General features: G+C 73.2%; 13 protein-coding genes and 2 pseudogenes. 1 reads left to right on the top strand and 14 read right to left on the bottom strand.

Annotated elements, in window-relative coordinates:
• Positions 1-186 precede the first annotated feature (186 nt).
• The 3 genes from GTY67_RS15050 to GTY67_RS15060 all read right to left on the bottom strand — a co-directional run bounded on the left by GTY67_RS15050 (position 187) and on the right by GTY67_RS15060 (position 4,997).
• Positions 187-813 carry a pyridoxamine 5'-phosphate oxidase family protein gene (locus GTY67_RS15050; protein WP_161279034.1) on the bottom strand — a complete coding sequence of 209 codons (627 nt, stop codon included), beginning with the start codon at positions 811-813 and terminating at the stop codon, positions 187-189.
• Positions 810-1,808, bottom strand: coding sequence for a LuxR C-terminal-related transcriptional regulator (locus GTY67_RS15055; RefSeq protein ID WP_237502620.1), 999 nt, complete (start codon positions 1,806-1,808; stop codon positions 810-812). Before GTY67_RS15055 ends, GTY67_RS15050 begins: the two co-directional genes overlap by 4 nt.
• Positions 1,809-2,282: 474 nt before the next feature.
• Positions 2,283-4,997 (bottom strand): BTAD domain-containing putative transcriptional regulator, encoded by a 2,715-nt coding sequence (locus GTY67_RS15060; protein WP_161279036.1) that lies wholly within the window; start codon positions 4,995-4,997, stop codon positions 2,283-2,285.
• Positions 4,998-5,149: 152 nt separating this feature from the next.
• Here GTY67_RS15060 and GTY67_RS15065 point away from each other — a divergent pair, with 152 nt between their 5' ends.
• Positions 5,150-5,497, top strand: a complete 348-nt coding sequence (locus tag GTY67_RS15065; RefSeq protein WP_141712253.1) for a hypothetical protein — start codon at positions 5,150-5,152, stop codon at positions 5,495-5,497.
• Positions 5,498-5,506: 9 nt separating this feature from the next.
• On the opposite strand, the gene GTY67_RS15070 is transcribed toward GTY67_RS15065, so the two are convergent.
• The 11 genes and pseudogenes from GTY67_RS15070 to GTY67_RS15115 form a co-directional block, all read right to left on the bottom strand.
• Positions 5,507-6,712: a DNA polymerase III subunit delta' gene (locus GTY67_RS15070; protein ID WP_093690235.1), complete on the bottom strand. Its 1,206-nt coding sequence runs from the start codon at positions 6,710-6,712 to the stop codon at positions 5,507-5,509.
• 172 nt (positions 6,713-6,884) lie between these two features.
• Positions 6,885-10,169 carry a dTMP kinase gene (tmk, locus tag GTY67_RS15075; protein ID WP_161279037.1) on the bottom strand — a complete coding sequence of 1,095 codons (3,285 nt, stop codon included), beginning with the start codon at positions 10,167-10,169 and terminating at the stop codon, positions 6,885-6,887.
• Positions 10,170-10,323: 154 nt separating this feature from the next.
• On the bottom strand, positions 10,324-13,209 hold the full coding sequence (topA, locus tag GTY67_RS15080) for a type I DNA topoisomerase (RefSeq protein WP_161279038.1): 2,886 nt from the start codon (positions 13,207-13,209) through the stop codon (positions 10,324-10,326).
• A gap of 281 nt (positions 13,210-13,490) precedes the next feature.
• Positions 13,491-13,742, bottom strand: coding sequence for a hypothetical protein (locus GTY67_RS15085; RefSeq protein ID WP_237502621.1), 252 nt, complete (start codon positions 13,740-13,742; stop codon positions 13,491-13,493).
• A 78-nt stretch (positions 13,743-13,820) separates the two neighbouring features.
• Complete coding sequence (locus tag GTY67_RS15090; RefSeq protein ID WP_161279039.1) at positions 13,821-14,525, bottom strand: ABC transporter permease; 705 nt, start codon at positions 14,523-14,525, stop codon at positions 13,821-13,823.
• 148 nt (positions 14,526-14,673) lie between these two features.
• Positions 14,674-15,486, bottom strand: coding sequence for an ABC transporter permease (locus tag GTY67_RS15095; protein WP_161279040.1), 813 nt, complete (start codon positions 15,484-15,486; stop codon positions 14,674-14,676).
• Between the two features lie 130 nt (positions 15,487-15,616).
• Complete coding sequence (locus tag GTY67_RS35505) at positions 15,617-16,075, bottom strand: ATP-binding cassette domain-containing protein (RefSeq protein ID WP_343238751.1); 459 nt, start codon at positions 16,073-16,075, stop codon at positions 15,617-15,619.
• An 85-nt stretch (positions 16,076-16,160) separates the two neighbouring features.
• A pseudogene (locus GTY67_RS35510) lies at positions 16,161-16,532 on the bottom strand (ATP-binding cassette domain-containing protein); the annotation flags it as partial.
• A gap of 233 nt (positions 16,533-16,765) precedes the next feature.
• Positions 16,766-17,176, bottom strand: a pseudogene (locus GTY67_RS34980) (transcriptional regulator); the annotation flags it as partial.
• Between the two features lie 453 nt (positions 17,177-17,629).
• Positions 17,630-19,162 (bottom strand): methyltransferase, encoded by a 1,533-nt coding sequence (locus tag GTY67_RS15110; RefSeq protein WP_161279041.1) that lies wholly within the window; start codon positions 19,160-19,162, stop codon positions 17,630-17,632.
• Between the two features lie 421 nt (positions 19,163-19,583).
• The gene (locus GTY67_RS15115; RefSeq protein WP_161279042.1) at positions 19,584-20,222 is read right to left on the bottom strand and encodes a small secreted protein; all 639 of its coding nucleotides are present in this window, start codon (positions 20,220-20,222) and stop codon (positions 19,584-19,586) included.
• Between the last annotated feature and the right edge of the window lie 61 nt (positions 20,223-20,283).

Below are 20,283 nucleotides of genomic sequence, written 5' to 3' on the forward strand. Positions count from 1 at the left end.
GCTTCGAGGGCTCTTTGCTGAATCCAGATTAGAAATCCGGCCATGGGTTCCTCAATGCCCGGAACCGGCTGCCGAATTCGGCCAGTGGGCCGTCCTGTTCTGGTCAGGGATTTCCCTCGGGAGTTACTCGATGGCCGGAACCGGCTGCCGTATCCGGCCATCCCCTCCGGCTCTGCGCCTATGTGTTCACGGGCGGGCGGCGAGCTGCGCGCGGAGGGCGGCGTTCTCCTCCTCCAGCCGCGCCAGGCGCTCATGGAGCGGCGCCAGGGCCTCGGAGACCTCGCGCTGGCTGAAGCGCGGGGTGATGTGGTTGGGGCAGTTCCAGGCGTACGCCTCCACCCGGATGATCATGATCTGTTCGACCCTGCCCTCGGTCCGCGGCGACTCCAGGCGCTCGGCGAGTTCGAGGTCGTCGTCGACCGGTACGGCGGTGGCGTGGCCGTACAGCTTGAGGCGGGCCTGCCGGGCGTGGTCGATGAAGAAGAGGGCGACCCGGTCGTCGCCGCGTACGTTGCCGGTGGTGACGTACTGCCGGTTGCCCCGGACGTCCAGCAGGCCGAGCGTGTACTCGTCCAGGACGTGGACGAACCCCGGCGGGCCGCCCTTGAACTGGATGTACGGCCACCCGGTCTCGCCCACGCTGGCGAAGAGGAACCCGTCGAGGCCGCGGATGAAGTCGGCCGACCGCGCGTCGAGGGGCTGGGGCTCCTCGACCTGCTCCCGCAGCCGCCGGCCGGCCGCCTTGGCGCTGCCCATCTCCTCCTGGACCTGACGTACCGCCGTGGTCTGCGCGAGTTGGTTGAAGCGGCTCATGCGGCACTCCTCAGGGCCAGGTCGACCAGGCCGGTGCGGGCGGCCAGCACGCCGGCCTGGAAGCGGCTGCTGGCGGAGAGGTCCTGCATGATCGTGGCCACATGGCGGCGGAGGGTGCGCTCGGACATGCCCACCCGGCGGGCGATGACCTCGTCCTTGGCGCCGGAGGCCAGCAGCGAGAGCAGGGTCGCCTTCAGCTCCTCCATCGTCCCGGCGTAGCCCGCCGCACCGGAGTCGAAGTCGACGGCGGACTCCCAGATCCGGGCGTGCAGCCCGGCCAGGAAGGCCGCGACCGTACTCTCGTAGACGACGGCGATCTCACCGTTCTCACCGTTGTCGCCGTTGTTGCCGGAGGGGATGAAGGCGGTCTTCCGGTCGAAGACCAGGAAGCGGTCGCTGACCTCCTTGGTGGTGCGCACCTGGCCGCCCGCGGGCAGCAGTTCGCCGAGGTGCGCGCGGGTGCCGGAGTCGCCGCGCGCGGTGTGGGGGTAGAGGATCCGGCCCCGCGCGCCGCGCCGCAGTGCCTCCACCACCAGCGGCCGGGCCAGGCGCAGTTCACTGGTCTCGCGGGCCACACAGGGCTGCATGACCAGGACCTCGGTGGTGCAGCTCTGCGCGGCCTCCAGCAGCCGCAACTCGATCTCCTCCTGGTCGCCGGTGATCACCACCGGCTCGGCGCGCGTTCTGGCCTGCTTCTCGAACGCGGCCACGAACGAGCTCAACTGCCCTTTGAACCCCGCGAGTCGGTGTCGGCTGTCAAGGATCTCCCGCTCCAGCGGGACCAGCAGCTCCATCTGGGCCGCCTCCGGGCTGACCGCCACCAGCCGTTCCGTACCGCCACCCTCCGCCGGTTTGACCAGCCGCAGTTCGCGCAGCACTCCTACCGCCTGCTCGGTCCGTTCCGGCGGGACGCCCAGCTCCTCGGCGATCCGATGCGGGTCGAACTCGCCTCTGCCGATGGCCCGTTCGTAGAACGCGACCACGAACTCGTCCATCTCTGCTGTCTGCCGGTCTCCCTGACGTGGGGCCTGTGCCGCGAAGTGCATCGTTACCTCATTCTGAGCGCGCGGATGATGGTGGCCTGGCCGAAGGAGAGGGGTCCGGAACGCGCCCCGTGCGGACGGTGGCGCAGGCCACCGACGAGCTGTGGCAACACGTCACCTCAGGAGTCGGCACGGGGACTTGCGGTGCGGTGCGGTGCGGTTCGGTGCGGCCACAGTACGGTCCCCGGCTGGTCGGTCTCCTACAGCCGGACCAGAGGCGCGGAAGCACCCCGGAAGCCCGGCCCAGGCCGAACACACCCCCTACGGCCTGGAGTTATCCCTCCAGCCGCCGACCGCGCCCCGGGCACCGGCAGAACTGGTCCAACTGCCGGAGTAGTTGTCCTGCCGCCGGTCCGGCGGCAGGACAAGATCGGCTCTCGGCCAGGCCGGAACCCGGCCCCTCGACGGCAGGCGGAGGCCCGGCGTTCAGCGGATCAGCCCCAGGCCGGTGACGCCCTCGACGGGCCCCGCCGCACCCCCGCGCCGGGCGAGTCCACGGGCCAGGGGGTCGCGGCCGCTCTCCCGGTGCGCGGCCCCGATGCGGCGCAGCGCCAGAGCCTGCCCGTCGGCCCAGTCGGCCTGCCGAGCCAGCTCCACCACGCTGCCGAACAGCTCCACGGCCCGCGTCCGGTCCGCCAGCAGCCAGTGGCACTCGGCGCGCCGCAGCTGGGCGGCGGCCTGGGCCCGCAGCTCGCCGTCCGCGACGGCGGCGAACAGGCCGGCGGTCGCGACCTCCAGGCACTCGCCCGTGTACATCCCCACCGAGAGGAAGCTGTGCAGGCTCTCCGCCAGCCGCCAGGCGATCGCGCTGAAGCCCGATCCGGAGGCCTGGCGGACGGCGCCGGACAGGCTCTCCCGCTCGCTTTCCAGCCACTCCGAGGCCTCGCCGTGGTCCGAGAAGACCAGCGCTGCCGAGGGCGGCGCCTGGGCGGACGGGCCGGGCGCGGGCTCCGCCGGGTAGAGGAGCCGGGCCGCCGCGTCGGCGTGGTGGAGGTACCACTCGAAGAGCCGCTGCCGGGCGGCGCGCGCCTCCTCCGCCCCGGCCAGCTCACGGGCGTACGAGCGCAGCAGGTCGTGCAGACCGAAGCGGCCCGCCGCGCGTTCCCGTACGAGATGGGCGTCGGTCAGGGTCACCAGCAGTTCGGCCGCCGCCGCCGATGTGGTGTCCGCCAGGGCGGCGGCGCCGTTCACGGAGACGTCAGGGCCCGGCATGAGGCCCAGGAGCCGGAACATCCGGCGGGCCCCGGCCGGGAGCGCGAGGTAGGAGAGGTCGAAGGCGGCCCGGACCGTGGAGCGCCGGTCGCCTTCGATGCGGAGCCGGCTGAGCATGTCGTCACCGGCCAGCTCCGCGCAGTAGGAGGCGATGCCCGTGTCCCGGGCCACCAGGTTGGCCCCGGCGATCCGGATGGCCAGCGGCAGGCCGCCGCAGACCTCCACGAGTCTTCGGGCCGCCTCCTCGTCCGCCGTGGCGACGCACTCGCCGATGATGCTGCCCAGCAGCCGTCGGGCCTCGTCCGGGTCCAGGACGTCCAGCGCGAGCTGGCGGGCGCCGTCGCTCACTACCAGACCGGCGAGGCGGCTGCGGCTGGTGATCACCACGCCGCAGCCCCGGGCGCCCGGGATGAGCGGCCGGACCTGTTCGGCGTCGCGCGCGTTGTCCAGGACGATCAGCATCTGCTTGTCGGCGAGCAGGGTCCGGTACAGCGCCGCGGCCTCGTCCTCGTCCGCGGGCAGCTGGTCGGGCGGCGCGCCCAGGGCCCGGAGGAACTGCGCCAGTACGTCGCCGGGGCGCAGCGTCGGCAGCGGGGAGTGGCCGCGCAGATCGACGAAGAGCTGGCCGTCCGCGAAGTGCGCGCGCCGCGTGTGCGCCCAGTGCTTGGCGAGGGCGGTCTTGCCGACGCCGGGCGCGCCGACGACCGCCACCACGTGCGCGCGCTCGCCCGGGTCGGGCGAGAGGAGGGCGTCCAGGTCCCGCAGCTGCCGCCGCCGCCCGACGTAGGAGCCTGCCATGGAGGGGAGTTGGGCCGGGAGCGGGCCTGCGGGCGCCGGGCGGCCGGGCGGTGCGGGGCGGTCCGGGCGCTGGGCGAGGGGCAGTTGCTGGCGCAGCACCCGCAGGTGGGCGTCGCGGACCTCGGCGCTGGGGGCGATGCCGAGCTCCTTGTCCAGCCGGTCGCGCAGCCGGCTGAAGACGTTGAGCGCGGCGGCCTGCTCCCCGCAGCTGCCGAGGGTGAGGATCAGCCGGGCGTGCAGGCCCTCGTGGAGCGGCTCGGCGTTCACCATGGACCAGAGCAGCGGGACGGCCTCCTCGGGCCGGCGCAGCAGCAGCGCGGTGTCGGCGTGCAGCAGCACCGCCTTGACCCGCCGCTCGTTGGCGACCACCGCGGCCGGGTGCTGCCGCAGCACCGGGTCCGCGTCCGCGAGCACCGGCCCCCGCCACCACCGCAGGGCCTGCGTCAGCGACTCGTACGCGGCCCCCGGGTCCGGCGCCCGGTGCAGACGCTCCGCCTGGGCCAGCAACTCGTCGAAGTGGCCGAGGTCGATCTGGCTCCGGGACGCCTGGAGCAGATAGCCGGTGGGGGTCCGGGCGACGGTGGGCGTCGGCGCGGTCCGCGGTCCGCCGCCCGGGTCCAGGAGCCGGCGGACCTGGCTGACGTAGGTGTGGACCAGGCTCTGGTGGGAGCTGGGCGGCCCGGACGGCCAGAGGGTGTCGGTGATCTCCCGCTGGGTGGAGGGCTCGGGGTGCTTGAGCGCGAGCAGCCCGAGCAGCCGCCGCAGCATCGGGCTGGAGACCGGGACGGGGGTCTGCCCGCGCTGGAGGGCGAGCGGCCCGAGGATCAGCAGCCGGGGCCGCCCGGCGCCGCGCGGTGGTCCGGTACGGGTGGTGGCCAGCAGGTCCGCCAGCTCACCGCCGCTCAACTCCAGGACTTCCGCCAGGCGTTGAAGGGTACGGGCCTGCGGCCGCTGGACCCGCCCGCGCTCTATGTCACGGAGCGCCCGGGTACTGATCCCGGCCCGTAACGCGGCCACCTCCTGACTCAGCCCGGCCCGCCTGCGGAACGCCTGGAGCCGTGGCCCGAACGAACACTGCTCGCCATCCGGACCTCCCCGGGACAGCCCCGCGGCCGACATCCTCTCTGACATGGCATCCCCCTCGTCCGATGACCCCCCCTGTCGGTCACGACCGGCGGCGGCATTGCGGGCCGTGCACGGCCGACTTCGCAGAGGCTTCGTCGCGGATCAGTTTGGACTAGACCAATGGGTCAGGCAAGGGGACATCCGGGGGGCGGACGGGGGTGGGCGAAAGCGGTCGGGACGGCTGGTCCGGAGGGGACCGGCTCAATTCGACGGGTTCGGTCTGGTCGGGCCTCGGCATGGCCTGCCGGGACCTGGGCCGGCTGCACGAGGCCGCCGTCCACCGAGAGCTCAGGCATATGGACCGGGCGCTCCACGCCGTCGCACAGGCCCCCGCCCTGGCCCGCGAGACAAGGTTCAGGCGCGCTGCGGCGGACAGCCTCCTGCGCCTCTCCCCCACCCACCAGCAGATGGGCCACCCCGACGCGGCGCGCACCCACGCCGAGCTGATGGAACAAGCAGGCACAGAGGATCTTCTCGGCCATGGGCCTGCGACCGAGGGCTGGTGACGATCAAGCTCAGCCCGCTCTCAGCGACATCGTCATCGCCTCCACCGCCAGCAGCGGCGCCACATTGCGGTCCATCGCCTGGCGGCACGCGATCACCGCCTCGATCCTGCGCAGCGTCTGCGCGGGCGTCGAGGACTGCGCGATCCGGTCCAGCGAGTCCTGCACGTCCACATTGGCGATGGCGATCCGCGAACCGAGCTGGAGCGCCAGCACATCGCGGTAGAAGCCGGTGAGCTCGGTGAGCGCCAGGTCCAGGCTGTCGCGCTGCGTCCGGGTCTTGCGGCGCTTCTGCTTGTCCTCCAGCTCCTTCATCGCCCCCGCCGTGCCGCGTGGCATCCGGCCGCCCGCCACTCCGCCGAGCGCCGCCTTCAGGTCCTCGGTCTCCTTGACGTCCACCTCCTCCGCCATCTGCTTGGCGTCGTCGGTGGCCGTGTCGATCAGCTCCTGGGCCGCCTTGAGGCAGCCGCCCACATCCGCGACCCGCAGCGGAACCTTGAGCACCGCCGCCCGTCGCGCCCGCGCCCGCTCGTCGGTGGCCAGGCGGCGCGCCCGGCCGATGTGCCCCTGGGTGGCCCGCGCCGCCGCATGCGCGCGCTCGGGGTCGACCCCGTCCCGGCGGATCAGGACGTCCGCCACCGCCTCCACCGGCGGGGTGCCGAGGGTGAGGTGGCGGCAGCGCGAGCGGATCGTGGGGAGGACGTCTTCGAGCGACGGGGCGCACAGCATCCACACCGTGCGCGGCGCCGGCTCCTCGACCGCCTTCAGCAGCACGTTGCCCGCGCCCTCGGTGAGCCGGTCGGCGTCCTCCATGACGATGACCTGCCAGCGGCCGACCGCCGGGGAGAGCTGGGCGCGGCGGACCAGGTCGCGGGTCTCCTTCACACCGATGGAGAGCAGGTCCGTACGGATCACCTGGACGTCGGCGTGCGTACCGATCAGGCTCGTGTGGCAGCCGTCGCAGAACCCGCAGCCGGGCTCCCCGCCCAGCGCCCGGTCCGGGCTGGTGCACTGGAGCGCGGCGGCGAAGGCGCGGGCGGCGGTGGACCGTCCGGAACCCGGCGGTCCGGTGAACAGCCAGGCGTGGGTCATCTTCGAGCCCTGCTCCAGCGGCTCACCGTCGGAGACGGCCGTGACCAGTGCGTCGGCGTCCTTGGCGGCAGCGGCGAGCTGTTCCCTCACCCGGTCCTGTCCGACCAGGTCGTCCCATACGGTCATCGGTCACCGCCCTTCCCATCGTGGGGTTCCATGCCGGGTCCGATCCATGCCCGATCCCATGCCGGATCGCATGCCCCATCCCCTGTCGGACTCCATTGTGGGGGACGCCACTGACAAGTCCGGCCCGCCCACCCCTCAGGGGCGGACGGGCCGGACTCCGGACACCTACAGGTCAGCCGCGCGGGCGACGTCCCCGGCCCGTGGGGCCCTCGTCGTCGTGCCCGCCGAGCAGCTCGTCCGCCAGCGTCGGCAGATCGTCCAGCGGGGTCTCCTCGGCCCAGTCCGGACGGGGGCGCTTGCGACGGGAGCGGGACTCGTCGGCCCGGCCCGCGGCCTGCGGGTCCTCGATCTGCGGCAGTTCCCGCGTGCGCTCGTTCTCGCTCTCCGCCGGCGGGGTCGCCGGGCCCTCGTCCCGGAAGTAGCCCTTGGGCACCCGGTCGGAGGGCTGGTCCCCCCGTACGGGCGGCAGCACGGCCGTCTCATCGGCGGCCCGAGCGTCGCGGGCGTCCCGGGCCTCACGGCTGTCCCGAGCACCGCGAGCATCACGGCTGTCCCGGCCGTCGCGCGCCTCACGCCCCGGCCGCTCGTCCGTGATCCGCGGCAGCATCGCCGTCTCATCGTCCCCGGAACCCGAACCCGAACCGGAACGCGAACCCGAGCCCGACCCCGAAGCAGAGCCCGAACCCGGCCCCTCCTCCGGACGCGCCGCAGGCACCGGCTGTGTGATCTCGTTCGGGTTCACGATCGGCGTGGGCACCGTGAGCTCGTTCTCCGGAACGGTCGGCCCGTGCCCCTCCGACCGCGAGGACGCCTCAGAACGGGAGGCACGGGAAGCGGCCTCCGCGCGCTCCGCCTCGGCCCGAGCCGCCTCCGTACGAGCGGCCGCCTCGGCCTCAGCGCGCCGACGGGCTTCCTCGGCCCGGACCAGCGCCTCCTCGGCCTTCCGCTGCTTCTCCAGCCGGAGCGCCTCGGCCTCCTTGCGGAGCCGCGCCTCCTCCTCGGCCTGCTTGCGGAGGCGTTCCTGCTCGGCCTCGCGGGCCCGCTCCTCGGCCTCCAGCCGGCGGCGGTCCTCCTCGGCCCGGCGGCGGGCCTCCTCGGCGCGCTGCCGGGCCTCCTCCGCCTGGCGCTCGGCCTCGCGCTGCCGCGCCTCCTCCAGCTCGCGCTGCTTGCGCTCCTCCTCCTCGGCGCGCAGCCGGGCCAGCTGCTCCTGGCGCTCCTTCTCCAGGCGCTCCCCCTCGGCCTTGCGGGCGGCCTCTTCCTCCGCCTTGCGCCGCGCCTCTTCCTCGGCCTTGCGGCGGGCCTCCTCGATGGCCTGGATCTCGGCCTCGGAGAGCGGAAGGAGCCGGTCGAGGCGGTGACGTACGACCGTGGTGATCGCCTCGGGCTCCTGCCCGGCGTCCACCACCAGGTAGCGCGTCGGGTCGGCGGCGGCCAGGGTCAGGAACCCGGACCGTACGCGCTCGTGGAACTCCGCCGGCTCCGACTCCAGCCGGTCCGGCGCCTCCGTGAACCGCTCGCGCGCGGTCTGCGGGTCGACGTCCAGCAGCACCGTCAGATGCGGTACGAGGCCGCTCGTCGCCCACCGTGAGATCCGGGCGATCTCGGTCGGGGCCAGGTCCCGGCCCGCGCCCTGGTAGGCGACGGAGGAGTCGATGTAGCGGTCGGAGATGACGATCGCGCCGCGCTCCAGCGCCGGGCGGACCACGGAGTCGACGTGCTCGGCGCGGTCGGCGGCGTACAGCAGCGCCTCGGCGCGGTTGGAGAGTCCGGCGGAGGAGACGTCCAGCAGGATCGACCGCAGCCGCTTGCCGACCGGGGTGGCCCCGGGCTCGCGGGTCACGACGACCTCGTGGCCCTTGGCACGGATCCAGTCGGCCAGCGCCTCGACCTGGGTGGACTTGCCCGCTCCGTCGCCGCCCTCCAGGGCGAGGAAGAAGCCGGTGGTGGCGGGGGCCACGGCCGGGTCGCCGCCGCGCAGCGCCTCGCGCAGGTCGCGGCGGAGCGGTACGCCCGCCCGGTCGTCCGTCTTGGCGAGGACGATCGCGGCGACGGGCAGCAGCAGCGCCCCGATCAGCATCAGCGTGTAGGCGGCGCCGCCGTGGTCGAAGACGAAGTCGCCGCCGCCCAGCCGGTGCTGCCCGATCGCTGCGGCGAGCAGCGGGCCCGCGACCGCGCCGAGCGCGACGAGCACCCGGACGAGGGCCTGGAGGTGCTCGGTGGTCCGGGCCTGCCGGGCCGCCTCGGTCTCCTGGTCGATGATGGCGTGCCCGATGTTGGCGGCGACCCCGGCGGCGTAACCGGCCAGGAGCGCGATCGCGAGCCCGGTGGCGGTGTCCGGCACCAGGCCGAGCGCCAGGAGCGCGAGGCCGGTGACGGTGGTGGCCAGCGCGAGCAGGCGGCGCCGCGACAGGGCGGGCAGCACCTTCTGCGCCGTACGGATGCCGAGGGCGGTGCCGCCGGTCAGCGCCAGGATCAGCAGCGCGAACGTGACGGGTCCGCCGCCCAGGTCGTAGGCGTGCAGGACGGACACGGCGGCGGCCGCCGCGATCGCCCCGGCGACGGCCGCGCAGGCGGCGACGACCAGCGGCAGGGCGCCGGTGCGGCCCTTGTCGGGGCCGCTTCCGGTGGTGGGGCGGCGCAGGCCTTCCAGGGGCGAGCGCGGCCGGGGGGTCTGGGTGTCGGGCAGTTCGAGGAAGTACAGGGTCGAGATGGAGGCCGAGAACAGACCGGCCGCGACATACGAACCCAGGGCCGCCTGGTGGAAGGAGAACCACTCCAGGCCGGTGCCGAGGAGGTTGCCGATCAGCGTGGCGACCAGCAGCACCACCGCGGCGGCGGGGACGGCCAGGAAGTTCGTACGGAGCGACAGCCTGCGCAGGGCGTCGAGATGGTCGGGGAGCGGACGTACGGCCGCGCCTTCGATGGGCGGGGCGGGCAGCAGCGCCGGGGCGGCGCTCTCCTTGGCCACCGCCCACAGGCGCTCACCGGCACCGGTCACGAAGACGGTGATGAGGATCATCATGAGCGCCTTGTCCGGCACCCAGTCGATCCACAGCGGGGCGATGATCAGCAGGGCGAGCCGCAGCCCGTCCACCCCGATCATCAGCCATCGCCGGTCCAGTTTCCCGCCGGGCGCGGTGAGCGACGTCAAAGGCCCCAGGAGTACGGCTCCGAAGAGCACGGTGGAAAGGATGCGGGCACCGAACACGGCGGCGACGGCGAAGGCCGCCCCGCGGTATCCGGCCCCGAATGAGCCCTCCAGGACCGCTGCTTGCAGCGACAACAGCACCAGCACGAGAAGGGCGAGTGCATCGCCGATACCGCCGACGAGCTGGGCGCTCCACAACCGCTTCAGCGGGGGAACACGCAACAGGGCTCGTACGGCGCGCTCGCGTGAGTCTGCGGCAAGTGTGTCGGAGGTGGGGCTCACGACCGTTGGCTGCTCGGCTCGCGTCATCCGCCCAGCCTATCGGCAGCGGTGCGGTGACTGTCGGCCCGTCCGAACATATGGCCGCAGATCACTTCCGGCCAGCTCGCGAACAGGCCCCTTGACGTACTGCTGCCCGGCACCTGGATGCAGGTGCCGGGCAGCGTCACGCCAACAGAACCGGTCAGTCCTCCGACGAGGACGACGCGGAGGCCGAGGCCGACGCCGTCTTCTTCGCCGTCGCCGTCTTCTTGGCGGCCGTGGACTTGGTGGCCGTCTTCTTCGCCGCGGTCTTCTTGGCGGCCGTGGTCTTGGCCGCCGTCGTCTTCTTCGCGGCCGTCTTCTTGGCCGTCGCCTTCTTCGCCGGGGCCTTCTTCGCCGTCTTCTTCTTGGCGGGTCCCTTGGCGCGCTTCTCGGCCAGCAGCTCGTAGCCGCGCTCCGGCGTGATCTCCTCGACGCTGTCACCGGTCCGCAGCGTCGCGTTGGTCTCGCCGTCGGTGACGTACGCGCCGAAGCGGCCGTCCTTCACCACGACCGGCGCACCGCTCACCGGGTCGGTGCCCAGCTCCTTCAGCGGCGGCTTGGCCGCGGCCCGGCCGCGCTGCTTGGGCTGGGCGTAGATCGCGAGGGCCTCTTCGAGGGTGATGTCGAAGAGCTGGTCCTCGGAGGTCAGCGACCGGGAGTCGGTGCCCTTCTTCAGATACGGGCCGTACCGGCCGTTCTGCGCGGTGATCTCGACACCCTCGGCGTCGGTACCGACGACGCGCGGCAGCGACATCAGCTTGAGGGCGTCGGCGAGGGTGACCGTGTCCAGGGACATGGACTTGAAGAGCGAGGCGGTCCGCGGCTTCACCGCGTTCTTGCCGGTCTTCGGCGTCCCCTCGGGCAGCACCTCGGTGACGTACGGGCCGTAGCGGCCGTCCTTGGCGATGATCTGGTTGCCGGTCACCGGGTCGGCGCCCAGCTCGAAGTCGCCGCTGGGCTTGGCCAGCAGCTCCTCGGCCGGCTCCACGGTCAGCTCGTCGGGGGCCAGGTCCTCGGGGACGTCGGCGCGCTGGTGGCCCTCGGCGTCCTTCTCGCCCCGCTCGATGTACGGGCCGTACCGGCCGACGCGGAGCTTGATGTCGTTGCCGACCGGGAAGGAGGAGATCTCCCGGGCGTCGATCGCGCCGAGGTCGGTGACCAGTTCCTTCAGGCCGCCGAGGTGGTCGCCGTCGCCGTTGCCCGCGTCGGAGGCCGCACCGGCGCCGGAGGTGTCGTCGCCGGGCTGCGCGCCGAAGTAGAAGCGCTTGAGCCACGGCACGGACTGGGCCTCGCCCCGCGCGATGCGGTCGAGGTCGTCCTCCATGCGGGCGGTGAAGTCGTAGTCGACGAGCCGGCCGAAGTGCTTCTCCAGCAGGTTGACCACGGCGAAGGAGAGGAAGGACGGGACGAGCGCGGTGCCCTTCTTGAAGACGTAGCCGCGGTCCAGGATGGTCCCGATGATCGAGGCGTACGTCGACGGGCGGCCGATCTCGCGCTCTTCCAGCTCCTTGACCAGCGAGGCCTCGGTGTAGCGGGCCGGGGGCTTGGTGGCGTGCCCGTCGACCGTGATCTCCTCGGCGGTCAGCGCGTCGCCCTCGGCGACCTGCGGCAGCCGCCGCTCGCGGTCGTCCAGCTCGGCGTTCGGGTCGTCGGCGCCTTCGACGTACGCCTTCATGAAGCCGTGGAAGGTGATCGTCTTGCCGGAGGCGGAGAACTCGGCGTCCCGGCCGTCGCTCGCCCGGCCGCCGATCTTGACGGTGACGGAGTTGCCGGTCGCGTCCTTCATCTGGGAGGCGACGGTCCGCTTCCAGATCAGCTCGTAGAGCCGGAACTGGTCGCCGGTGAGGCCGGTCTCGGCGGGGGTGCGGAAGCGGTCGCCGGAGGGGCGGATCGCCTCGTGCGCCTCCTGCGCGTTCTTGACCTTCCCGGCGTACGTACGCGGCTTCTCGGGGAGGTAGTTCGCCCCGTACAACTGCGTGACCTGTGCCCGGGCCGCGGAGACCGCGGTGTCCGAGAGGGTCGTGGAGTCCGTACGCATATAGGTGATGAAGCCGTTCTCGTACAGCTTCTGCGCCACCTGCATGGTCGCCTTGGCCCCGAAGCCCAGCTTGCGGCTCGCCTCCTGCTGGAGGGTCGTCGTACGGAAGGGGGCGTACGGGGAGCGCCGGTACGGCTTCGACTCGACGGACCGGACGGCGAAGGACGTGTCGGCGAGCGCGGCGGCCAGGGCGCGGGCGTTCACCTCGTCCAGGTGCAGGGTCTGCGCGGAGCCGGCCTTGAGCCGGCCGTCGGCGCCGAAGTCGCGGCCCTGGGCGATGCGGCGGCCGTCGACCGCGCTGAGGCGGGCGGTCAGGGTCGAGGGGTCGGAGGCGTCACCGGTGCGGCCGGTGGCGAACTTTCCGGTCAGGTCCCAGTACTCGGCGGAGCGGAAGGCGATGCGCTCGCGCTCCCGCTCGACGACGAGGCGGGTGGCGACGGACTGGACGCGGCCCGCCGAGAGCTTCGGCATGACCTTCTTCCACAGGACCGGCGAGACCTCGTAGCCGTAGAGGCGGTCGAGGATACGGCGGGTCTCCTGGGCGTCGACCATGCGCTGGTTGAGCTCGCGCGGGTTGGCGACGGCGGCCCGGATAGCGTCCTTGGTGATCTCGTGGAAGACCATCCGGTGGACCGGGACCTTGGGCCGCAGGACCTCCTGGAGGTGCCACGCGATGGCCTCGCCCTCGCGGTCCTCATCGGTGGCGAGGAAGAGTTCGTCGGACTCGGCCAGCAGCTGCTTGAGCTTCCTGACCTGGGCCTTCTTGTCGGCATTGACGACATAGATGGGCTGGAAGTCGTTCTCGACGTCCACCCCGAGGCGGCGTACCTCGCCGGTGTACTCGTCCGGGACCTCGGCCGCGCCGTTCGGGAGGTCGCGGATGTGCCCGACGCTCGCCTCGACGACGTATCCGGGGCCGAGATAGCCCTTGATCGTCTTCGCCTTGGCAGGCGACTCGACGATGACGAGTCGGCGGCCGCCCTGTGCGGTCTCGCTGGTCGGGGACAACTTCGCTCTTCTCTCCGGTCGACACTCGATGGGCATCCGGGCAGCGTCGGAACGCTTCCCGCGGTGCTGTCGCTGCGGAGTGTGACGGTACAACCCGCCCCCGTGTCAAACGGCAAAAGCCCGCAACGGCCACTCGAACGGTAACCCGACTTCCGCCATTCCTGCCGCCCGGACCGTCGGGTCCGCGCCGTGCGAAGCCCGGGCCTGCGGCTTTTCCGGGGTGGTCGCGGAGTCCTGCGGACGCCCCCTCGACCCGGGCGCGGCCCCGGCCGGAGCGGGGATCAGACGAGCGTGAAGCACCACACGCCGAGGACCAGGAAAACTACGCCGAAAAGTGTCGTGAGTGCGGTGGAGGCGACGGGGCTCACACCGTGCAGCACCGGCGCACGACGCATGGCGCGCGCCCCGGTCCAGAGGAGGAGCGCGGCACCGAACAGCCCGAAGGCCGTGCCGGCGAAGACTGCTGCGACGCTCTCCATGTCGTACCCCTCGACCTTGTCGTACTGCTCAAGCCCGTCGTACGGCTCGATCATGGGGAGGCTGCCACCCCGGGGCATCGCCGACACGAACCCCGGGTGAACAGCGCGCAGCCACCGGGAGTACCGGCGCCGTCACATGACGTCAAGGGTCGCGCGGCGGCGGCTGCCCCGCTCGAAGACGGCCAGGAGCACCAGGGCGAGCAGCGCGTACCCGGCTCCGACCAGCAGCTCCGTCCCGGGCAGCGCGCGGTCCAGGCCGCCGCCCGCGGCCGGCGCCCGGGCGGCCTCCACGGCATGGGCCAGCGGCAGGAGACCGCCGGGCAGGCGCATCCCTTCGGGGGGTCCCGCGCGCGGCACGTTGGCCCCGGTCAGCAGGAGCAGTACGGATCCGGCCACGTTGGAGATCAGGAACACGTCACGGAAGCGGAGTCCGAGCGCCCCCAGCGCCGGACCGAACGCCGAGCACCCCGCGGCGGCCGCCAGCAGCACCGCCGCGAGCCCCGGCAGAGCGCCGAGCGGAATCCGCAGACCGAGCAGGAGAGCGGCGACGGTGAGCGTGAAGACGCTGATGAGGAGGCCGTTGAGGACATGGGGCAGGGCCCGGCCGATCCTGAGCGGAGTCCGGTGGCGAGGGCTGAGGAGGACGGCGCCGAGGGTGCCGTACCGGCGTCCGTCGGCGATCGCCATCGTGCCGCCGTAGACGCAGGCGGTGGAGGAGGCGAGCACCGCGTTGCCCAGCAGGTAGAAGTGATCGTCGGCCACCTGGAGCTCCCGCCCGAGGAAGAGGAAGAAGAGGAGCTGGAGCAGCGGGCCGACCAGCAGGGTGCCGATGAACATGGGCGGCGCCGTCCAGTTGAACAGCGCGCGGTACGAGATGGCTCCGCCGACGACGATGAGGCGGAGGGCGCTGGGGGCTACCGGGCCGTGGGGGTGGTCGATGTGGCAGGTGCAATGGGTGTGGCGGGCATGCGGCGGCTCCTGGCCATCAGGCGAGCGAGAGGGCGGCGGCGGCCCGGGCACGGCGTTCGACCCGCCCCAGGACCAGCACGGCGAGCAGGGCGTACAGCGCACCGAGGGCGAGAGCGGCGGCCATCGGCACCAGCACCTCGGCCCGGCCCGCCCCGCCGGAGGTCGCCGCGTGCACGGCCCGCGCCCCCCAGGTGGTGGGCAGGGCCCAGGAGACCGGCAGCGTCCACCGGGGCAGCACGGTGACGGGGACGAGCATCCCGGACAGCAGCCGCACGGGCGCGTCCAGCGGGTTGGCCGGCGCGTTGGCGTCGCGCAGCAGCACGAACGTGGCGGCCAGCAGCAGCCCCGTCATCCCCAGCGACAGCACGCAGACCGGGACGGCGACCAGGAACAGCAGCGGGTGCGCGAAGTCGAGGGGTACGTCGAAGAGGAGCGCGCCCCACAGGACGGTCGCCCCCATCGCGTACGTGCCGATGACGGCCGTGGGGAGCGTGATCGGCAGCAGCACCAGGGCGAGCGGGGTGGGCGAGGCGACCAGGGTCTCCAGCGTGCCGAGCCGGCGCTGGTTCTGCACGGCACCACCCGAACCGAACAGCACCGAGGACCAGATGCCCATCAGCCCCGCCCCGACAGCGGCGGTGAGCAGCCGGCCCGGGTCGTCGGCGGCGCGGAAGAGGTGGACGGCGAGGGTGGCGTGGACGAGCGGGACCAGTACGGCGAAGGTGATCTCCAGCGGTGAGCGGCTCATGTACGAGACATGGGTCCGCACTCCGGCCCAGATCAGCCGCGACAGGCGGGCGGGGAACGGTATCCGGGTCCCTGCTCTCATGCGGAGGCCGCCTCTCGGGCGGGCGTGGGCTCACCGTCGGGAACGCCTGCCTCCGCCTCCTCCACGATCGCGATGTACGCGTCCCCCAGGGTCGGTTCACGCGTGACGACCCGTCCGATCCGGATCCCGCTCAGTGCGGCGAGCACCGGGGCGTGCGGGTCGGCCCCCGGCCCGCCTGCACGGTGAGGATCTGGAGGGAGCCGCGCTCCTCGGCCCCCGCGCCCCGGACGCCGGGCAGGGCGCGGATCAGGTCGAGGTGTTCGACGCCCGCCCCGTACGCCTCGATCTCCAGGACGTCGCGTTCCTGGACGCGGGACTTGAGCCGGCCGGGGGTGTCGAGGGCGCGGATCGTGCCGCCCGCGATCACCGCGATCCGGTCGCACAGTTCGTCGGCCTCGGCCATGTAGTGGGTGGTGAGGAGCGCGGTGGTGCCGTCGGCCCGGAGGTCGGCCACCGTACGGCGCAGATCGCGGGCGGCGACCGGGTCGACGCCGGTCGAGGGCTCGTCCAGGAAGAGGACATCGGGCCGGTGGAGCAGGCCCCGGGCGATGTGGAGGCGCTGCCGCGTACCGCGCGAGTAGCCCTCCACCCGCTCCTTCTCCCGGCTTCTCCCGGCCGAGCAGGCCGACCGGCTCCAGGAGTTCGGCGATCCGGCGCCGCTGGTCGCGGGGTTCGACGCCGTGGAGCTCGGCGAAGCAGCGGAGGTTGTCCAGCGCGGTGAGCCGGTCGTAAAGGCCCCGGTCGCCGCCGAAGACGTACCCGACCCTGCGTCGTACGGCGACGGGCTCGCGCGCCACGTCGTGGCCGAGCACCCGGGCGGTGCCGGAGGTGGGCAGCAGGAGGGTGTTGAGCATCTTGATGGTGGTGGTCCTGCCCGCGCCGTTGGGCCCGAGCAGGCCGAAGAGCTCGCCGCGCGCCACCTGGAGGTCGATGCCGCGCACGGCCTCGGTCTCGGTGGTGCGCGGCCGCAGGAACCCGGTGCGGGTGGTGTAGGTGCGGCGGAGGCCGAACGCCTCGATGGCCGGAGGGGCTTCGGTGACAGGCATGGCGGGGACGTCAGGAGCCCACGACCACGCCGGGCCATCGATTCGGGCGCTCCCGAATCGTCCCCCGGCACCCGCCTCGGGTAGGACACCGCCCGCAGCACGTCCTCACCGGCGAGCAGGGCGAGCAGCGACCGGCCGGTGTCCGTGAGCTGGTAGTAGACGCTGCGGCCGACCCGGTGCCGGCTCACCACACCGGCGTCGGCGAGGACCGAGAGGTGCTCGGAGACCGTGCTCGGGGCGAGGCCGAGCCGGTCGGCCAGCCCGGGTGTGGTGAGGGGGCCGCCGAGCTGGCGCAGGAACGAGGCGCGGCCCCGGCTGAGCAGCAGCCCCGGACGGTCGCCGCTCTCCGCGTTCGGCTCGGCGGAGCGGTCGCGGAGGGCGGCGGCGCCCCGGGCCTGGAAGGAGACGGCGAGGACCTCGGGGTCGTCGGTGGAGTAGAGCCGGCACCCCTCGGCGAAGACGAGCGGGACGAGCAGCAGCCGCCGCTCTCCGGCCCGGTAGTCGGCCTCGATGTGCTTGGTCAGCTCCAGCACCGGGGGCTTCCAGCCGGCCCGGGACTCCAGTCCGGCGAAGAGCGCGTCGACGCCCTCGGTCGCGAAGCTCCGGGCCCGCACGAGCACCTCGTCCTCGACGAGCCTGCGCATGGTGGGCCAGTGCTGCTCCAACGCGCCTTCCCACTACGCCGCGTAAGCATCGGCGAGCGTGGCGCAGGCGGCCTCGGGGTCCTCCACGTACGGCCGGACGAACGGGTGGTCCTCCATCCCCGCGTAGTGCTCCCGCACCCTGCCCGTACGACCTCGGCCGGGGTGGCCCGGACGATGTCCGGCTCGGCGTCGACGGACGAGGCCCCGACCGGCCGGGGCAGCAGGAAGTCCGGGAAGCCGTGCGGCCCATGGGTCAGCAGCCGCAGCGGCCGGGTCCGCTCGTCGTCCCGCAGCACCTCGCGGGCGCGGCCGGCCCATTCCTCGTACGGCCACAAGGGCGTGCGGTGCGGCAGTGCCAGATACACGGCTGCACGACGCGTCCCACAGCGGGCTGATGGCTATCCGGGTCGCCCGAGCGAGGCTTCGTCCGACTCGATCCGGATCACGCCGCGCTCACCCGATCCCCTGTCCCGCGACAGGGCCCGCCACCGGCTCCAGGAAGCCCTCCTCGACCAGCAGCCGGATCGCCTGCGGGGTGCGGTCGCGCAGGAGCACCGGGTCCTCGGACATCAGCTGGGCGATGGCGTCCAGGATCCGCCCGGCGGGCAGCGAACCGTCGCACACCCCGGCGAACCCGGCGGCCACCGCGTCCACCTTGGTCGCCCGCATCATCCCGCGGTGCTGGCGCAGCACCACATGCTCGGGATCCTCCGCCCCGGGCAGGCCCACCTGCTCCTGCACGACCTCGGTGGCGAGGGTGAAGTGCCCGGCGAGGAGGGCGGCGTCGTCCTGGTCGCGCAGGTAGTCCTGGCGGGCGAAGTGCTCCTCCACGGCCCGGCCCAGCGGCTGCTGCACGGCGTGCGGCCACTCCTCGACGACGACCGACGGGCGCCCCGCGGCCGCGGCGGCGGACCTGCGCAACGTGATCCAGCCGAAGCCGACGGCGGTGGTCCCGCGCGCCTCGAACTCGTCCAGCCACGCCTCGTACCGCTCGGCGTACGCCTCCGGGTCGCTGCGGTGGTCGCCGCTGTCGCGCAGCCAGAGCTCGGCGTACTGCGTGACGTCCTGGACCTCGCGCTGCACGATCCAGGCGTCGCACCCGGCGGGCACCCAGGAGCGGAGCCGGTCCTGCCACTCCTCGCCCTCCACGTGCTGCCAGTTGGCGAGGAACTGGGCGTATCCCCCCTCGTTCAGGTGGTCGCCCGCCTGCTGGACCAGGGTGCGGCAGAGGTCGTCGCCGGCCATGCCGCCGTCCCGGTAGGTGAGGCGGGCGCCGGGCGAGATGACGAAGGGCGGGTTGGAGACGATCAGGTCGAAGGTCTCCGCACCGACCGGCTCGAAGAGGGAACCCTCGCGGAGGTCGGCCGGGGCGGCGCCGGAGAGGGCGAGGGTGAGCCGGGTGAACTCCAGGGCGCGGGGGTTGAGGTCGGTGGCGGTGACGCGGGTGGCGTGCTGGGCGGCGTGCAGCGCCTGGATGCCGGAGCCCGTACCGAGGTCGAGGGCCGAGGCCACCGGCGTACGCACGGTGATGGAGGCGAGGGTGGTGGAGGCCCCGCCGACGCCGAGGACGACGCCCTCCTCGTGCGAGCCGATCCCGCCCGCACCGCCGACCGCGCAGCCGAGGTCGGAGACGATGAACCAGTCCTCACCGTCCGGCCCGCCGTAAGGCCGTACGTCGACGGTGGCGCGGACCAGGCCGTCCTCGACGCTCACCCAGCCGTCCTGGACGCACTCCTCCAGCGGCAGGGCGGCGCGGGCCTGCTCCTGGGGGACGGGGCGCTGGAGGAGGAACAGCCGCACCAGCGTGTCGAGCGGCGACACGCCCCGGGTGGCACGCAGGGCGGGCACGGTCTCGCTGCGGGCGAGCGCGGCATAGGCGGAGGCGCCGAGCCGGTCGAGGAGGCCGTCGGCGGTGAAGGCCGCGGCGAGCAGCGCCTCGCGGAGGCCGGCGGTGTGGTCGGGTGCGGGAAGGCTGGTCTCACTCACCCGACCATTGTGGCCGGTCCCACCGACAACGGCAGCGGCCCGGCCACCCACAGGGTGTCCGGGCCACTGCTTCGAGACCGTTCTCGCGGCCTTCGGGGCGCCGGGTTTCGCGGAGGGACGGGTTGCCGGGGTGCCGGGGCCCTCCCGGGCCGCCGGGTCCTCCCGGGGCACCGGGCCACCGGGTCGCCGGGTCTTCCCGGAGCACCGAGCGCCGGGTCGCTGGGCCCTCCCGAGCCGCCGGATCGCCGCGCCGACCGGGCCGCCGGGTCTTCCCGGGGCGCCGGGCCCCCGGAGTGCCGGGTCGCCCGGTCGCCGGGCCACAGGAGTGCCGGGCCGGCGGGCGGCCGGGTCCTCCCGGGCCGCCGGGCCGCCGGGCCGCCGGGCCGCCGGAAACGGTCTTCCGGGAGCCGAGGGCCCAGGGCTACGCCTTCTTCTCCTCCGAGGCCGACGCCGAGGGAGTCGCCGCGCCCGCTTCCGGCGCCGCGGATCCCCCGGGGCTGGCGGGCCCGGTCGAGGGCGCCGGCTTCTGGCAGCCCTTCTGCTTCGACATCGCGGTGCCGACCTCACCGGACTGGAGCTTCTTCAGCGCCTGGTCACCGCTGGTGCTGATCTTGTTCAGCTCGTCGGCGATGCCCTTGAGGCCGTCGGCGAACTTCGCCTGGTCCTTGGTCTCCAGGGCGTCGACCTTGGTCTTCAGACCGGCGTACGCCGTGGCGGAGGCGTTCAGCTCCTTCACGGCCTCCTTCTGCGTGGTCTCACCGTCGTCGACCGGCGGCGGACCGGCCGAGTCCACGGCCGCGCCCAGCGACTTGTACGCCTGGGAGATCTGCTGGAAGGCGGCCGAGTCCGTCTTCTGGACGTCGGCGGGCTTGCTGTTGTCAGCGGTCTGCTGCTGGATGGAGGCGTTGGCGTTGGCGATCTTCTGGAGCTGCGGCTGGACCTGGTCGCAGACCTTCTTGGCCCAGTCGTTCACCTTGTCGTCGCTGTCGTCGCTGCAACCCGACAGCGTCAGTACGAGTACCGCACCGCCGGACAGTGCGGCTGCAAGCTTCTTGTTCACCGGTTGGGTCCCTTCCAAGGCTCTCGGCCCCGGAACTTACACGCCGAGGGGGCTCCATCCG

Origin of the sequence: Streptomyces sp. SID8374 (assembly GCF_009865135.1) — a bacterium.
Classification (GTDB): Bacteria; Actinomycetota; Actinomycetes; order Streptomycetales; family Streptomycetaceae; genus Streptomyces.

What these genes read in the sequence shown, in the direction of transcription:
- GTY67_RS15050 (WP_161279034.1), bottom strand. Translation starts at nt 813, where the DNA reads ATGAGCCGCTTCAACCAACTCGCGCAGACCACGGCGGTACGTCAGGTC.
- GTY67_RS15055 (WP_237502620.1), bottom strand. Translation starts at nt 1,808, where the DNA reads ATGGACGAGTTCGTGGTCGCGTTCTACGAACGGGCCATCGGCAGAGGC.
- GTY67_RS15060 (WP_161279036.1), bottom strand. Translation starts at nt 4,997, where the DNA reads ATGTCAGAGAGGATGTCGGCCGCGGGGCTGTCCCGGGGAGGTCCGGAT.
- GTY67_RS15070 (WP_093690235.1), bottom strand. Translation starts at nt 6,712, where the DNA reads ATGACCGTATGGGACGACCTGGTCGGACAGGACCGGGTGAGGGAACAG.
- tmk (WP_161279037.1), bottom strand. Translation starts at nt 10,169, where the DNA reads ATGACGCGAGCCGAGCAGCCAACGGTCGTGAGCCCCACCTCCGACACA.
- GTY67_RS15085 (WP_237502621.1), bottom strand. Translation starts at nt 13,742, where the DNA reads ATGATCGAGCCGTACGACGGGCTTGAGCAGTACGACAAGGTCGAGGGG.
- GTY67_RS15090 (WP_161279039.1), bottom strand. Translation starts at nt 14,525, where the DNA reads ATGTTCATCGGCACCCTGCTGGTCGGCCCGCTGCTCCAGCTCCTCTTC.
- GTY67_RS15095 (WP_161279040.1), bottom strand. Translation starts at nt 15,486, where the DNA reads ATGAGAGCAGGGACCCGGATACCGTTCCCCGCCCGCCTGTCGCGGCTG.